8 protein-coding genes and 1 pseudogene are annotated in these 16387 nt (G+C 65.6%); 5 read left to right on the forward strand and 4 right to left on the reverse strand.

The annotated features are described in order from the left end of the window. Nucleotides 1–520 precede the first annotated feature (520 nt). Together ACSU1G_RS22360 and ACSU1G_RS22365 are read left to right on the forward strand one after the other, a co-directional pair. Nucleotides 521–2644 (forward strand): GmrSD restriction endonuclease domain-containing protein, encoded by a 2124-nt coding sequence (locus ACSU1G_RS22360; RefSeq protein ID WP_439282227.1) that lies wholly within the window; start codon nucleotides 521–523, stop codon nucleotides 2642–2644. Between the two features lie 263 nt (nucleotides 2645–2907). After that, nucleotides 2908–4332, forward strand: a pseudogene (locus ACSU1G_RS22365) (IS3 family transposase). Nucleotides 4333–4512: 180 nt separating this feature from the next. Here ACSU1G_RS22365 and ACSU1G_RS22370 read toward each other — a convergent pair. The 4 genes from ACSU1G_RS22370 to ACSU1G_RS22385 form a co-directional block, all read right to left on the reverse strand. Then, entirely contained in the window at nucleotides 4513–4743 is a 231-nt protein-coding gene (locus ACSU1G_RS22370) for a hypothetical protein (protein ID WP_439282228.1), read from the reverse strand. A gap of 195 nt (nucleotides 4744–4938) precedes the next feature. Next, complete coding sequence (locus ACSU1G_RS22375) at nucleotides 4939–5652, reverse strand: protein-tyrosine phosphatase family protein (protein WP_439282229.1); 714 nt, start codon at nucleotides 5650–5652, stop codon at nucleotides 4939–4941. Further along, nucleotides 5613–6563 carry an ADP-ribosylglycohydrolase family protein gene (locus ACSU1G_RS22380; RefSeq protein ID WP_439282230.1) on the reverse strand — a complete coding sequence of 317 codons (951 nt, stop codon included), beginning with the start codon at nucleotides 6561–6563 and terminating at the stop codon, nucleotides 5613–5615. The genes ACSU1G_RS22375 and ACSU1G_RS22380 overlap by 40 nt, the downstream gene beginning before the upstream one ends. A 57-nt stretch (nucleotides 6564–6620) precedes the next feature. Further along, the gene (locus ACSU1G_RS22385; protein ID WP_439282231.1) at nucleotides 6621–7514 is read right to left on the reverse strand and encodes an ARPP-1 family domain-containing protein; all 894 of its coding nucleotides are present in this window, start codon (nucleotides 7512–7514) and stop codon (nucleotides 6621–6623) included. Between the two features lie 127 nt (nucleotides 7515–7641). Between ACSU1G_RS22385 and ACSU1G_RS22390 the strand changes: the two genes are divergently transcribed. The 3 genes from ACSU1G_RS22390 to ACSU1G_RS22400 all read left to right on the forward strand — a co-directional run bounded on the left by ACSU1G_RS22390 (nucleotide 7642) and on the right by ACSU1G_RS22400 (nucleotide 16378). Next, nucleotides 7642–8424 (forward strand): NUDIX hydrolase, encoded by a 783-nt coding sequence (locus ACSU1G_RS22390; protein ID WP_439282232.1) that lies wholly within the window; start codon nucleotides 7642–7644, stop codon nucleotides 8422–8424. A gap of 280 nt (nucleotides 8425–8704) precedes the next feature. Beyond that, nucleotides 8705–11653: a helicase-related protein gene (locus tag ACSU1G_RS22395; RefSeq protein WP_439282233.1), complete on the forward strand. Its 2949-nt coding sequence runs from the start codon at nucleotides 8705–8707 to the stop codon at nucleotides 11651–11653. Between the two features lie 3 nt (nucleotides 11654–11656). Further along, a complete protein-coding gene (locus ACSU1G_RS22400) occupies nucleotides 11657–16378 on the forward strand; it encodes a DNA methyltransferase (RefSeq protein ID WP_439282234.1) in 4722 nt (1573 codons plus the stop codon). Nucleotides 16379–16387: the final 9 nt, after the last annotated feature.

The following is a 16387-nucleotide window of genomic DNA, read 5'->3' on the forward strand; positions in this document are numbered from 1 at the left end:
GGGGGCGGACACGTTAAGGGCGCGGGGGACGACGACGGCCCGGTTCCGTCCACCGGTCGGCCCACGTCTGCGCTGGTCCGGCTTAAGTCCTGCGCCACTCGGGATGAAATACCTGCGCCGTCCACCCGCGCCGAAAACCCCGGAAAAGTAGGCCAAAGTGGCACTGCACATTAAGTCTTGACGAGCTGCGCACGAAATCCGGAGCAAGCGTCGGGAGCCAAAGCGGAGGCGGAGGTGGTCTTGGACTCCGTTTGGCTACTGTTCTCGAATCCACCGATCCCGGCTACGGCTTCGTGGCCGACGGGGCCCCAGAGCTCAGCGTGTGCGTCTGGTCCGGGTATCGCGGACAGGTGGCCGGCGGCACCCTCATTGACCATGCGCTGGCCGAGGCCGGCAAGGTCATGTTGGCACAGGCTGCCAGCCGTCGTCTCGATGAGGAACTCCTACTGGGTCCAGTGGCCGTAGGCGGTCAGGGAGCGTCGTCCGCTAACTCGGTGGCACGTCGTGCCAGAATCATGAGATGGAGACGAGAAAGCGCACGCCACTGGAGCTATTTAATCTCCCCCAGCACTTCATCATCCCGCTATTCCAACGTCCTTACGTCTGGGAAGAAGAAGAACAGTGGGCCCCGCTCTGGCAGGACATCCGTCGCACTGTCGAGGCTCGAATGAAGACGCCCTTCAAGGCGGTCTCTCATTTTCTGGGCGCCGTTGTCCTTCAAGCTGCCGAGCCTGCATCAGGCAACATGGGCGTATGGAATGTGGTCGACGGCCAGCAACGCCTAACAACCCTGCAATTGCTCATGGACGCCACCAACGCTCTGCTACTCGACGCTGGTCTGGACAGTCCAGCCCGGCAGCTTGAGGGACTGACCCACAATCCGTCGCACTACATCGCTGACGGCGAAAGCGCGCTCAAAGTCAGACATCTCAACAAAGACCGGGCAGCATTCGATGAGATCATGAATGCGGACCCATCGCTCTCCTATGAAGAGCTGGAGAACCACGGATCACGGATCGCCCGGGCACACCAATACTTCCGCCGCGTTGCCGAAGAATGGCTCGGCTCGCCCGAGGACGCTTCGTTCCCGATACGCGCCGACCACCTCACAGAGGTGATCCAGGGCGGGCTGCAACTGGTGTCGATCGACCTGACGCCGGACGAGGATTCCCAAGAGATCTTTGAGACGCTCAATGCTCGCGGCACTCCCTTGACCGCAGCCGATCTGGTCCGCAACTTCGTATTTCAACGCCTCGAGGCCGAGGGAGCAGACAGTAGGAGTGCATACGAGCGGGACTGGCCTTTCGAGACCAAGTTCTGGGAGGCCTCGGTCAGTGTGGGGCGCCAAACGGTCGGTCGTAGCTCGCTGTTCTTGAATCAATGGCTCATTTCCCGGCTGGGCGACGAGATCAGTCCGCACAACACCTTCAGTGCGTTCAAGAGATACGTCAACAACAACGCGGACGTCTCCATGAAGGATTTGCTTCCCCGGATTCGGCGTCAGGCCGACATGTATCAAACGTGGACTGAGGCAGCTTCCAGGAATGATGGAAACCTATCGGTCGTGGAGATGGCGGTCTACCGCATGAAGGCCAGCGGTATCGAACTGCTGAAACCTCTCCTGTTATTCCTTACGGATCCATCAAGGGGCATCCCGCCTGCTATCACTGAAGAGGTCATCCGAAGCACAGAGAGCTGGGTCTACCGTAGGCAACTTCTTCGTCTGTCTAATTCAGATCTGGGGCGCATCGTCGCAGAGATCATTCGAAACGCTAAGGCCACTGACATTGCCGATCTCGTTGAGCGGATCACGACTCATCTGACTCGGTTGAACGTCACGAGTACCTATTGGCCGGGAGACGTGGAGGTCCGCTCAGTCTTGGCGACGGAACCTGTGTACCGGCGCTACCCGCGTGCGCGTATGCGCATGTTTCTCGAGGCAGCAGAGAACTACTACAGGGCAGAAACTCAGCAGCCCCAAGTCGAGCGGGGTCGACTGCCGATCGAGCATGTGTTGCCCCAATCCTGGCAAGATTCCTGGCCAGTGGGATCACCCGAAGAAGTGGAAGCACGCGCTTCGCGAGTGCATCGGTTGGGCAACCTCACGTTGTTGACGCAGTCCCTTAATTCCAAGGTCTCCAACGCCTCGTGGGATATCAAGCGTCAAGCGCTCCTGCAGCACAACACCCTGACGCTGACCGGTCGCATACTCAGCGCGGCCGAAAATGACAGCTGGGGTGAGGAGCTCATTGACCGTCGGACCGACATACTGATCGGTACGCTACTCCACGTATGGCCCACGCCCGACGGACATCAAGGGACAGTGGTTGATCCCCAAGCGAAGTCGGTAGAGGGTATCGACCTTAAGCACCTTATCGAAGCAGGGTTGCTGTCCGTGGGCGAGACCTTGCATTCCACTCATCGGGATTTCAACGGGTCCACAGCTGAGGTCCTCGCTGGTGGCGATCTAAAGGTCCACGGAAAGGCGTACGCTTCACCCTCCGCCGCCGCCAAGAGCTTGCGCAAGCGCGCAACTAACGGCTGGTACTTCTGGTCCGTACCTGATGGCCGACGACTCAGGGATGTCAGGGCCGAGCTCGTCGCTCAGCGACAGGCTCCTGCTTCTCTTCCCCTGGTCCTGTAGCTGTCATTGGAGGTTGGTTGCGAACAGGCCCACCGGGCCGGTGCCAAGTGTCTTGAGCTTCCTCAGCCCTGATAGGACTATCTCATCTAGCTTTCGGCAGAAAGGTCGTACGTCCACGACCACCCGAAGCCGTCCATGTACCAAGGTCGATGGGCAATCTCTCCCTGGACATCGCTGACCCCCTGTGCGTCAGGCTGAGGTGAGACACCTCCACTGATTCCTTCCCTTGCACGGGGTGAGAAGCGAGACGTAAGTAGATGACGATGACGACGGCTGATGTGGCCACCGATGATGGGGTCATGGGACCTCGAGCGGATCGACCGAAACGGCGTAGTTTCAGCGCCGAGTACAAGGCACAGATTCTGGCTGAGTACGAAGCTGCTGATCGTGATGAGCGCGGAGCGATCCTGCGCAGGGAGGGGCTGTACTCCTCTCACTTGATCGAGTGGCGCAAGGCCGCACAGGCCGGCGCACAGGTTGGTCTGGGCCCGGCTAGCCGGGATCGACGCGACCGTGAGATCGAGCAGCTGCGTGCCCGGGCGGAGAAGGCCGAGGCCGAACTCGCTCGGTCGCGGGCGGCGCTGGACCTCATGGGAAAAGCACACGCGCTCTTGGAGACGCTCTCCGAGAGCGCGGAGCCCCAGAAGCGGTCGAAGCGGTGATCGTGCCGCTGGTCGACCAACTCGCTGTAGTGACCAACGTTGCGACCGCATGCGCCCTCCTGGGCCGTTCACGGGCCAGCCATTACCGCGCTCAGAAAGAAGTCCAGCGGCGGGCGGGGCTGCCATTCGGGCCCGAGCCGGCGCCCGTGCGCCCGGCCCAGACCACCGAACGCGCTCAGCGATACCGAGCGTGCCCGCGTCCTGGAGGTGTTGACCGAGCCTCGGTTCGCTGACAAAGCGGTCGCGCAGACCTGGGCGATCCTGCTCGACGAGGGCACCTACCTGTGCTCGATGTCCACGATGCACCGCATCCTGCGCGCCCACACGATGGCCGGTGAACGCCGCCGTCAAGCCACCCACCCTCCTCGTAAGAAGCCCGAACTACTGGCCACCGGACCTGGCCAGGTCTGGTCGTGGGACATCACGAAACTCCGCACCCCGGTCCGCGGGGTCTACTACGACCTCTACGTCGTCATCGACATCTACTCCCGCTATGTGGTGGCCTGGACCGTCGCGGCACGCGAGGACTCTGAGATCGCCAAGACGATGCTCGAAGAAGCGATGGGCGTGCACGGGATCCCGGAAGCGATCCACGCCGACCGAGGAACATCGATGACCTCCAAGCCCGTCGCCCAACTGCTCCTCGATCTCGGGGTCGAGAGGTCCCACTCCCGACCCCACGTCAGCAATGACAACCCTTACAGCGAGGCGGCGTTCAAGACCTTGAAGTACGCCCCGGTCTTCCCCGAGAGCTTCGGCTCCCTCCAAGACGCGCGGGCATTCTGCGAGGCGTTCTTCTCCTACTACAACCACGAGCACCGTCATTCCGGGATCGGTCTGAACACCCCGGCATCGGTGCACCACGGCACCGCGACCCAGGTCCGCGCCCAGCGCCAGGTCACCCTCGACGCCGCCTACGCCGCGAACCCCGCAAGGTTCACCCGCCAGCGTCCCGAAGCACCGGAACTGCCCGCCGCGGCGTGGATCAACCAACCTTCACAGGAGGCCCTCATACAGACCGCCTGAACGAACTTGTCTCACCAGCCTTGACATCTTCCGACCTCGAAGACTATGGATCCCACAATTTTCTCGGCGGGCACAATTTCGAAGGGGATCTTGTCGCCATCAGCGAGGCACGAGTATGCGGCTGATGAGTCGATGGCGTTCATTGTCGTCCCATTGCTGGCGTAGGCAAACCAATCGGTCTCAAACATCAGACTGGTGGGATACTCCCCAGTCGGTGAAGAGATCTCGCATCTCTTTCTTGGTCTCAACTTCAAGGTCAATCTGGACTAGGTGATTGCCATTGTCCGGAATGCCTGCGTAGTCGCTGGTGCACACAGCAGGCTTGATGTTCGTGACTTTGAACTGAATGGGGTGCCCACCGTCTGGGTCGGTTTCGTCGAATACGGCAGAGACTTCCCCAACTTCCTTCACGAGATCTCCCGGGTCGTTCTCGTTACGGGTGGCGACGGCGAGGGGTCGGGGTGGCTGACTCCGATGTTCCAGCGGGCTCGCCGCCGCATGACGATGGCGCTGGCGTGGAGGCTTCACCTGCCGAACAGGAAGCCAGCAGGATGGTTTCGGTGGTAGCCAACGCGACTGTGGCGTAGCAATGGGCCTATGCACGAGTTACCCGAAGAAACGAGTAAGGAAGAGAGGCGGTGATGAAGACGAAAACAATCTATGGCAGCCCACGAACGCAGTAAGTCGCAAGCCCGTGGCGGGATATGGAATCAGGATCAATGCGGTAGTTCTAAGCGTCGATGCACGCTCAGTGAGACCGGCCGTCCGGCGCGTCAGGCCGTTCTCAAGCAGTCGCCGGAATGCCGCGCTCGGGGCCGCTTTCGGCAACACTGTGCGCACGCGCTCCAAGGCTTCCAGGAGAGTAGACCCCGTCACGAGAGCCCCGTAGAACGCCGCCACCGTCGGCGTGCGCGATTCCATTCGCACGCAGTGCAGCAGCACCCGCTTGCCCTCCTCGCGGAATCGGCGGACCGTCTCGGCGGCGTCGCGCAGAGTGAACTCCGGGTACGGGTTCTCACCGTCGATCAGCCAGAACTCGGCGTGGTCGTCGGCCGAACTCACCCGCGCCTCCGCCGAGCCGACCCGGCACAGGCTCACGACGGCGCCGTACTCCACGGCGCCCAAGGCGCCGGCTGGCCCCAGCAGCACGCCGGGGTCATCCGGGTGTTCCACCACGGCCGCACCTTCGGCACCGTCCCACTGGCTGTAGTCCATCCTCTCAATGGCCGGCCACCGTCCTTCGACCCGGGACCGGCCGGCCAGGGCAACGCCCAGCCCGATCAGATGCCGGGCGCGCAGACCCGGCCAGCCGTGGAGCATCCGGAACCAGGTGTTCGGATCGCCGGCACGCCGTGGGCAGCCCCGAGCAGCGAGCCCGCGATGGCCGCCACGGTGTCCGTGTCCACCCCGCCGCGCACAGCCGCCTCCAGCGCGGACCGCAGGTGCGTGGGCCGGTCAACGCCGTCACCCCGCGTCCCCGCGATCGCACTCCACGCGCCCTGCAACGCCTCCACGACCCAGCCGTTGTTCCGGAAGTCGCGCGGGCTGCCGGCCTCAGCCACTCGGAACCGCTTCTCCCACACGTCTGCACGCTCGGCGGGCAGCAACGACAAGCCCACACGGACATCGAGCTCACCGGTGAGCACGGCGTGGCGGATTGCCACGGTCCAGAGCCCGCACGCCTCGCCGACTTCGGGATCGAAGTGCGTCAGCGCACTGATCCGACCCGCTGCCTCGAACGCTTCGGCCGGCGTGCGGTCCAGGAAGGCCAGCGCCACGGGTGCCGTCCGCATGAGGCAGCCATTGCCGCCCGAGTGGCCGGCCCGCCGGTGGACCATCTCCGCCGCGGCCAAGGCGTCTGCGACGTCGGGAGCCTCCCGGCCGGCGTCGTGGGCCAGGCGTTGGGAGTCGCGCAGGACCCCGCGGGTCTGGGTGCCGACGTCGGGCGCGGACTCCGCCCAGACCGCCCACTCCCGGACCATCTCGCTGCACGCGGCGTCCGTCAGCGCGCCGCGGGACGTGACGAGGGCGCGGGCGATGACCACAGCCATGGAGGTGTCACCCGTCCACTCGCCCGGGGCGAAGTTCCCCAGCCCGCCGCCGATCATGCCGACTGGATCAGAGGCGGCCACCGGCGGGTTGAACTCGTAACCGGCGCCGAGGGCGTCCCCGGCGGCCAGGCCGGTGAGCACCCCGGCGATGCGGGCGTTCTGGGCGTTTGAATACTTCATGGTTGCTCCTGGGTTCATGCGGACAGCGGGGTTGGTTGGTGCGAGCGAGCGGGTGCGTCAGCCGGCCGGCTGGAGCACCGCGTGCCGCGGATTGGTCAGCAGCGCGTGGATCTGGTGGTCCATCCAGTCCAGGGCCTCGACCTCCACCTTCTGGTTGCCGCCGGACAGGCGCCGGGCCAGGCCCGCTGGCGCAGTGGGGCGCTGGGGCACGGCGGCGGCCAGCTCGAGGAAGCGTCGGCCGCGGTGCGATGGCGTCGGGACGGGTGGGTGCCCGATCGCGTCGAACGCGGCGGCCTGGAGGACTGACCCGAACTGCTGCGCCAGGGCCTCCGGCCGGTCGAAGACCTCGGCGAAGACCGGGTGGCCCGCGATGCCGACCATCACCCCGACCTGCCCCGGGAACGGACGCAGCCCGGCGATCATCCCGGCCACCTCCTCGTCGGCACGGTCCGCATAGTCCAGGTAGGAGCTCGTGGCTGAGGCGCCGAACTGCCTCTCGAGCCCGTCGATCCGGGACCAGACCTCGCCCTGCCGGTCACGCCCCGCGGCCTGTGCGGTCCCACCGACGACGCCGGCCCGCAGCCCCGCGCGGATGCGTGTGCTGGCACGGCGGTTGGCTGAGCGGTGATCCCGCCCGCCGCTCCAGCGCCCGTGCTCGACGCAGACGACGGCGACGGACTGCTCGGTCTGAGGAGGGAGGAGGACCGAGTCGGCGACCATGCGGTGCTGGTGCCCGCCCTCGAGCAGCTCACCCGCGGTCAGCAACAGGGGCCCATCGTGTGAGTTCGTGATGACGAGCGTGCCGACCTGCGGGCCGGTTGGCATCTCGGAGACCTGCACGGACGGGGACATCGTGGCGTAGTCGCCGTGCGGCTGGCCTTCGCCCCAGACCGGGAAGACGGTCAGGGCGCCGCGGGTGGTCCCGCGTCCGAGGTGGAGGGAGTCAAGCATGGGGATCTGCCTTTCGTGGGCCGACCGGACTGGGGATGGCCCACCGGCCCGATGGAGTTGTCTAGATGACAACTAGAACTATGCGGGCGCATTTTGAGGTTGTCAACTAGACAACTAGAGTGGGGGCGTGGTCAGTGTTGCGAAGTACCAGAGTGAGTTCCCGCCGTTCGCCGTGACCGTGGACCTCGTGGTCCTGGCGGTGCGGCCGGAGGCGGACGGGGGACGTGACGGCCGGTTGCGTTTGGAGGCGGTCCTGATCGAACGCGGGGACGAGCCGTTCGCGGGGCAGCTGGCGCTGCCGGGCGGGTTCGTCCAGGTCGACGAGGATGTGGAGGCAGCGGCCTACCGGGAGCTGGAGGAGGAGGCCGGGCTCGGCGCGGCGGACGTGCGGCTGGAGCAGCTCGGCGCCTACGGGACCCCAGGCCGGGATCCGCGCATGCGCACCGTGTCAGTGGCCTGGCTGGCATTCGGGCGCGTGGACCGCGCCCCGCGCGGCGGCTCGGACGCGCTCTCGGCGCAGTGGATCCCGGTAGATCAGGTCCCCGGTGACCTCGCCTTTGACCACGCAAAGATCCTGCACGACGCCGTCGCCCAAGCCCGCGCGCGGGTGCAGGACGTGCGCGTGGCCGCCTCGTTCCTGCCTCAGCGGTTCACCGTGAGCCAGCTGCGCCGGGTGTACGAGGCCGTGTGGGGAACGGAACTGGACCAGCCGAACTTCCAGCGGCGCGTCCTGGCGTTGACTGGTGACGGTTCAGGCGTGGGCTTGCCGTTGGGGCGCGTGGAGGACCCGGATTTCGTCGACCCGGTGACACAACGCCGGTCGAAGCATGTGCTGCAGCTGCCGACGGATTCGGGACAGTTGGAGGAATCGGTGTGCCGGGTGGACTACCGGGGGGGAGGCCAATGGTGAGGGGGGTGAAGGCCAATGGTGAGGGGGCCTGCCGCCCTCTGGATTCAGCGGGTCGCAGAGGATTTACGTTGCGTGCCGTCCCTCTGGTGGATCGGGCACTGAGTTACCTGCATCCACTCTTACTCTTGTGTGGGCCCTCGTCCTTCAGACTTCGTAGAATCTCGTCGAGATTAACGACTCCATTACTTCAAATAGCCATGACAACTTCGAATTAGACCGTTGGTCGTTTCTCTCACCAATAGACTGTGGCTCGATGCCCCTTAGATTACAGGAGTTGCCCGTGCCACCTGCTGTCACCTTAACAGTTGCGCCGGGTTCAGTGGTGGTGATTCGAGACGAGGAGTGGCTGGTTACCTCGGTGGAGCAGACGGCCGACGGGCAGTTGCTTTCTGTCCGCGGACTCACCGAGCTAGTCCGGGACACGGAGGCAACGTTCTATGAGCGCCACGACGACATCCAGGTTCTAGATCCCGCAGCGGCGACCGTCGTCGGAGACTCTTCGCCCTCGCACCGTACGGCCCGTTTGTGGCTCGAGGCCACGCTGCGAAAGTCCCCGCTCCCCGTAGACGACTGCTCCGTCACGGTCTCGGCACGGGCGCTCGCGGACCCGCTGGAGTACCAGCGTGAGGCCGTCCGTCGGGCCCTAGACCCGGATAACCTGCGCCCGCGCCTGCTCCTCGCGGACGCCGTCGGTCTCGGCAAGACGCTCGAGATCGGCATGATTCTTTCGGAGCTCATCCGGCGCGGTCGGGGCGAGAGGATCCTCATCGTCACCCCGCGGCACGTGCTGGAGCAGATGCAGCACGAGATGTGGACGCGCTTCGCCCTGCCGTTCGTGCGCCTGGACTCGGTGGGTATCCAACGGGTGCGCCAGCAGCTACCGGCCACCCGCAACCCGTTCTCCTTCTTCAAGCGGGCCATCATCTCGATGGACACCCTGAAGTCGGACCGCTATCTCGCCTACCTGCGCCACCACCGCTGGGACGCTGTGGTGATCGACGAGTCGCATAACATCACCAACTCAGCCACGCAGAACAACCGCCTGGCCCAGGTGCTGGCCCCTCAGACGGACGCGCTCATCCTCGCCTCGGCCACCCCGCACAACGGCAATGCGGCGTCCTTCGCGGAGCTCGTCAGCCTCCTTGAGCCCACGGCAGTCCGCCCGGACGGCACGGTCATCGAGGAGGAAGTGAAGCGTCTGGTGCTGCGCCGCCACCGGCACAGCCCGGAGGTCGCCTCGGTGGTGGGCGCGGCGTGGGCCGAGCGCAAGCAGCCGCAAAACATCCTTGTGGAGGCGTCCCCGGCGGAGGACGCCGTCGCCTCGGAGCTCGCGGACGTGTGGCTGCACCCGAGGGCCGGGAAGTCGCCGCATTCGAAGGGCTTGGCCCTGTTCTCCTGGACGCTCGCCAAGGCATTCCTCTCCTCCCCGGCCGCGCTCGAGGAGACGCTGAACGAGCGCATCAAGCGCTTGCACCCGGAGAACCACTCGGAGTCGCAGGAGATCGAGGCGCTCGAGCGCCTGCGCTCCCTCAATTCCGCGGCCCTCGCCCAGGAGGACGGCGGCAAGTATGCCGCGCTCCTCACGCACCTGAAGCGGATCGGCGTGGCCAAGGGCTCACCGGTGCGCGTGGTCATCTTTGCGGAGCGCATCGCCACGCTCCACTGGCTGCGGGAGCGCCTGCGCAATGACCTCAAGCTGGCGGAAGACGCCGTGGACATCATGCACGGCGGCCTCACGGATCAGGAGCAGATGGACGTGGTGGAGGGCTTCAAGCAGGCCCACACGCCGGTCCGCGTCCTAGTGACGGGCGACGTGGCGTCGGAGGGCGTGAACCTCCACTTGCAGTGCCACCAACTGGTTCACTACGACATCCCTTGGTCCCTGATCCGCCTAGAACAGCGCAACGGCCGCGTGGACCGCTACGGCCAGCGCACGAGTCCGCAGATCACGGCGTTGATCCTGGAGCCGAGCCACGAGATGTTCTCCGGCGACCTGCGTGTGCTCTCGCGCCTAGTGGAGAAGGAGCACGAGGCGCACACGACGCTCGGGGATGCGGCGAGTCTGATGGGCACGTATGACGTGGACGCGGAGGAGAAGTCCATCCGCGCGGTTCTGGCGGGGCAGCGCAGCTTCGAGGACGTGGTGGCGGACGCCGAGGACGTGGCCTCAGGTGATTCCCTGGCAGGCCTGCTCGCCCGCCTGGCGGGCTCGGCGTTGCCTTCGGTCGAGCCGCATGAGCAGGACGACGGCGGCGCCCTCGGCTCCGCCATGCCGGCACCGGGCGCTCCCGTCGGCTCGGACACGGCCACCGAGCCGCTGGAGCTGCTGCGCGAGGGGTTGGTGGAGGTCTTCGGGCGCCCGGAACAGCCGCTGGCGGACGTGGGCGGCGGCGTGGCCTGGCGCGAGCATCCGGAGCAGCAGCTGGTGGAACTGGCCCCGACGCGGGATCTGGTGCGCCGCCTGGAGGTGCTGCCGCAGCCGTACCTGACGGACCGGCGGGTGAAGGAGCGTTTCGTACTGGCCACCACCAAGCAGAAGGGTGCGGACCTGCTGAAGAACGCGCTCTCGGACGCCTCAGACTCCACGTGGCCGGATGCACACTTCTTGGGCCCGCTGCACCCAGTGTTGGACTGGATCAGCGACCGCGCGCTGGCGAGCCTTGGCCGCAACCAGGTGTTCGCGGTTCGCGGGGACGTGGAGGACCCTACGGTGCTGCTTAACGGCACTCTGAGCAACCGCGCGGGCCACACGGTGACCTCGGCGTGGATCTCGGTGACGTTCCCCGTGGGTCCGGAGAGCGGCTTCGCGCCGGTGGCACTTCATGCGTCGGCCGCCGAGATGCTCGCGAGCGCGGGTCTCACAGGCGCGACGCCGAACCTCGGCCCGGCCGGCGACCTGGCGAGGCTGACGGCACACATCGCCCCCGCGGTCGCGAAGGCTGAGGAATACCTGAGCGCGGCGGTTTTCCCCGCTGCAGAGTCGGCCGCGCAAGAACGCGTGGACCGCTGGGTGCGCCGCACGGAGCGGTGGGCGGAGGAATCGGACGCGCTCGTCCAGCTCTCGCAGATTCGGCAGCGGCGCGTCTCTGTGGAGGAGGAGCGCCGCCTGGCGAAGGATCGCTCCCCGGCACGGCAGTTGGTCCGTCCCTTGCTGATGGTGGTCCAGAGGGACCACGCGGTGGGGCCCGCATCCGCCCGGCACTTGTCCACCCCGACCCAGGAGGGCTGACCGATGGCACTGAGCGACGCGTTCGTAATAGTGGGGGAGTGGATCTCCGAGCACTATTTCACCTCGCAGGCTTCCAAGGAGTCGTTCCATACTCGGGTGCTGTCCCGTCGCAAGGAGTGGGAGGACCATGAGCTCTCGTCGCGGGAGCGGTTCACGGCAGAGCGCGGTGGCCTGGAGCGGCGCCTAGGCGCGCTCTCTCAGGCCGCGGAGCGCGAGGAATTGGACGGGGAGGCCCAGGAGGCCGCAGAGGCGCTGTACGACGACGTCCTGACTGTCCTCGGGTATCGCACGGGCGAGTTCGCGCTGCACAGAGACGGCCCGGTCACCGTTGTCTCCTCGGCGGGGATCGAGGGTCGGGCGCCGCTGGCGATCGTGCGCGCGCGCCCGGTGGGCGCGGTCGAGGACGTGGTGACCAAGGGCAAGGCGGATGACACGTTCGGCACCCTCGCCGCGCCGTTCGTGACGGCGGCCGGGGACGAGTACCACTCGGCGGCCCGCGCGCTCTCGGCCCTCTTCGTGGACGCCGAGGGACCGGACTTCGCACTGGTGCTGGCCGGCCGGTGGGCCCTGGTGACCGAGCGCGCCCGCTGGGCGGAGGGCCGCTACTTGGCGGTGGACCTGCAGACTATAGCCGAGCGCAATGACGCCAAGCGCGGCGGGGAGATCGACCGCGCTCTCACCATCCTGGAGGCAGGCTCCCTTGCCCCGGACGCGGACGGCGCCGTGTGGTGGTCGGGTGTGCTTGCGGAGTCCGTGCGTCACACCGTGGGCGTCTCCGAGGACCTGCGCGAGGGGGTGCGCCGATCGATCGAGATCATCGCTAACGACGTGGTGGCCCGCCGCGCCATCGAGGGTCTGGACCCGTTGCCGATGGACCAGGCCCAGCCGTTGGCCGTGCAGTCTCTGCGCTACCTCTACCGCATCCTCTTCCTGCTCTACGCGGAGGCCTCCCCGGAACTGGGCGTACTGCCCTCGGGGGCGTCCGAGTACGACGCCGGCTATTCCGTAGACCGCCTCCGCGATCTGGCACTCCAGGAACTCGTGACTGAACAGGGACGTACAGGCACGCACCTGTACGAGTCGCTCGCGGTACTCTCCAGGCTGGTGGACCGAGGCCCGCGCGAGTGGCCGGCGGACGATGCGGAGTCCGGCGCCGGCCTCGAGTTCCACCCGCTGCGGGCGGACTTGTTCGCCCCGGCGGCCACCAATCACATCGACAGGGTGAAACTCTCCAACGAGGCGCTCCAGCAGGTGCTGAAGCATCTCTTGCTGTCCAAAGCGAAGAAGTCTCCCAAGGACAAGGGAGGTCTCGGGTTCATCTCCTACGCGGAGCTGGGCATCAATCAGCTCGGCGCGGTGTACGAGGGCCTCATGAGCTTCACGGGCTTCTTCGCGGAGGAGGAGCTGTACGAGGTGGCCCCGGGCGGGGACGCGTCCAAGGGTTCGTGGGTGGTCCCCGTAGACCGTTCGGACCACCTGAATGAGAAGGACTTCGTGAAGAGAGAGGCCCCGGACAGCGGCGAGCTGCGATCCGTGCGGCACCGCAAAGGTTCGTTCGTGTACCGGCTCTCCGGCCGGGAGCGGCAGCAGTCCGCGTCCTACTACACGCCTGAGGTGCTCACCCGCTTCACCGTGGGCCAGGCCCTCGAAGAGCTGCTGGACCAGGCCGGGACCAAGACGACGGCGGAACAGATCCTCGGGATTTCCATTTGTGAGCCAGCGCTCGGCTCGGGCGCGTTCGCCCTCGAAACCGTGGACCAGCTGGCCCGCCAGTACCTCGAGCGTCGCCAGGCGGAGCTGCGGGAGCGGATCGACCCAGAAGACTTCCCGCACGAGTTGCAAAAGGTGAAGGCGCATATCGCCCTGCACCAAGTGTACGGCGTGGACCTCAACGCCACCGCAGTGGAACTGGCTGAGGTGTCCCTGTGGCTGGCCACCATGACGCCGGGCCTGCAGGCCCCGTGGTTCGGCCTGCGCCTGCGCCGCGGCAACTCGCTCATCGGTGCCCGCCGCGCCGCCTACCCGGTTGAGGCCACGAAGAAGAAGGAGTGGCTCATCCGGGTTCCGGAGGACATGCCGCTGGCCACGCTCTCCGCGGAGATGGAGGAAGGCCGCCCAGGTCTAAGCATGAGCGGCATGGTTCACCACTTCCTGCTGCCTGCTCAGGGGTGGGGCTCCGGCGTGGAGGCCCCGAAGGAGGTACGGGACCTCGTCCCGGATGCGGTGAAGGCGCTCAAGGCGTGGCGGAACTCCGTGCGGAAGACACCGGCCAAAAAGCACGTCGACGCCCTGGGCGGCATGGCTCAGCGCGTGGAGCAGCTGTGGGCCCTGACCCTGCGCCGCCTGCGAATCGCAGAGGAGCAGTCCGGCCGCGACCTGGACCTGTGGGGCCGCGAGACCCTCGCGGTGCGGCGCGCCGTGACGCGCGAGGAGATCGAGGCGTCCCTCGCGGACGAGGACGGCCCGTACCGCCGTCTGCGCCGGGTGATGGACGCGTGGAGCGCGCTCTGGTTCTGGCCGCTGACGGAGACCGAGGTGGCACCGCCCACGCAGGTGCAGTGGTTCGACGCGCTCGCCATGATCTTAGGTCGGGACACGTGGGGCGTGAACGCCATGACCACAAAGGGCCGGCCAAAGAACGCTGGGACCACGTCCTTCCAGGTGTTCGACGAGGGCTGGGGTGGTCTGGGCGACTTCGAGCAGCGCGACCGCGTCTTTGCCGGTGCCGCGCCGATTGCCGAGGTACTCGAGGCTCACCCGTGGCTGACCGTATGCGAGGGGGTGGCGAAGGAGCAAGGGTTCTTCCACTGGGAGCTCGACTTCGCCTCGGTCTTCGCGCGCGGCGGTTTCGACCTGCAGGTAGGTAACCCACCGTGGGTGAAGCCAGATGTGGATGCAGTGGCTTTGCTGGCAGAGGGCGATCCGTGGTGGCAATTGGTCCACAAGCCGACTGTGGAGGAGAGGACCGAACGGCGGAAAGAGACCCTGAAGAGCGAGGATATCAAGGCGCTTTTCGTTCAGGCTCAGGCCGACACTGTGAGCGTCCGGGCAGCTGTCAGTGCAACGACGATGTACCCGATGCTGGAGGGTCTGCGTCCAGATCTGTATCGGGTTTTCATGGGGCAGACGTGGCGGAACCAAAGCCCCAGAGGTGTTACTGCACTCATTCATCTTGATACTCATTTCACCGACGACAGGGCTGGCTCCCTTAGGCGTATTGCATACCGGCGCCTGCGTCGGCACTGGCAATTCATAAACGAATTGCGACTCTTCGAGATCCAAGATCAGAAGGTCTACGGCGTAAATGTGTACGGTAGGGAGCGATCGGTGAGCTTCTTGAATGGGGCCGCTCTATACCACCCAGACACGGTGGTTGCGTCCTTGCGACATGACGGCTCGGGCGAAGAGCCTGGCTTTAAGCATGAGGGGAAATGGGATCAGAGGCCTCATGCTGCGCGTATACAGAGGGTCAGGGTTGACGATCTCGTGCTGTGGCGTGATACCACTGACCCGGAGCTAGCGGATCCCGAGAAGACTCGCATGGTGTCGACGGTTAATTCGGCGTCAACTCGGGTGCTTGCTCAGCTAGCCCGCTCTGTGCGTATCGGGACGGTTGCCTTGGAGTACTCCCAGGGTTGGAATGAGACGACCGATGGCCGTAGTGGACGTTTCACACTGTCTTGGGGTTCGGCGTCGTGGGATGAGGTGATCCTCCAGGGGCCTCACCTTGGAGTTAATAATCCCTATTTCAAGTACCCGAATCCAACGATGCTGCACCAGCAGGATTGGACCCTGAATGACCTAGAGTCATTGAGTGGAGACTCTCTTCCAGTGACCTCTTTCGAGCCCAAAGGTGATCGGATTGCATACGACCGTCTCTACACGCGGTGGGGAATGGATCGAGAGTCCTCCGCGCGAGATTTCTATCGAGTTTCCTGGCGTTGCATGGCTGCCAATACTGGCGAGAGAACGCTGATTCCTGCTCTTGTCCCTCCAGGCGCGGCGCACGTAGACGGCCTGTTTTCTGCCGGAAAGGCAGGAGGTGACTTGCGTGAGTTGGCGATTTTTGCGGGTGCAGCATCATCGCTTCTTCTGGACTTCTTGATTCGGTCTGCGCCAAAGTCCAACATCAGGTCAGCGACTTTTAACCGCCTCCCGCTGATTCCCCTCGATCACCCGCTTCTCCCGCAACTCATCCTGCGCACCCTGCAGCTGAACTGCCTTACGAATGCATATGCAGACCTGTGGAACAAGTGCTGGGTCGAAGCATTCCGGGAAGACTCCCCGATCCTGGGACGGGACGACACCGGCACGGTCGTCGAGCCGGAGTGGTCCGCGGCCACGCCGCTGCGCCGCGCCGTCGATCGCCGGAACGCGCAGGTGGAGGTCGATGCGCTCGTCGCATTGATGCTCGGCGTGGACGTCGAGGACCTCTGCACTGTGTATCGCACCCAGTTCGCCGTGCTCCACGGATACGACCAAGGGGCCTACACCTACGACGCGAACGGGCGCCTCGTCCCCAACTCTGTCCTCTCCGTGTGGCGGAAGAAGGGCGACCGCATCACCGAGGAGGAACGCAGCGAGGTACACCCGGGCAGCGGTGTCGAGTACGTGTACAAGCTGCCCTTCGCCACCCGTGACCGCGAGGACGACTTCCGCGTGGCCTACGCCGAGTTCGAACGCCGCCTCGCCGCCGCGACCGCCGTTCCCCCCGTGCAGGACTGAGAGGACCCA

This window comes from Microbacterium sp. A93 (assembly GCF_051842835.1).

Coding starts and splice junctions, on each gene's coding strand:
- ACSU1G_RS22375 (WP_439282229.1), bottom strand. CDS start 5,652: ATGCTCCACGGCTGGCCGGGTCTGCGCGCCCGGCATCTGATCGGGCTG.
- ACSU1G_RS22385 (WP_439282231.1), bottom strand. CDS start 7,514: ATGCTTGACTCCCTCCACCTCGGACGCGGGACCACCCGCGGCGCCCTG.
- ACSU1G_RS22400 (WP_439282234.1), top strand. CDS start 11,657: ATGGCACTGAGCGACGCGTTCGTAATAGTGGGGGAGTGGATCTCCGAG.
- ACSU1G_RS22380 (WP_439282230.1), bottom strand. CDS start 6,563: ATGAAGTATTCAAACGCCCAGAACGCCCGCATCGCCGGGGTGCTCACC.
- ACSU1G_RS22360 (WP_439282227.1), top strand. CDS start 521: ATGGAGACGAGAAAGCGCACGCCACTGGAGCTATTTAATCTCCCCCAG.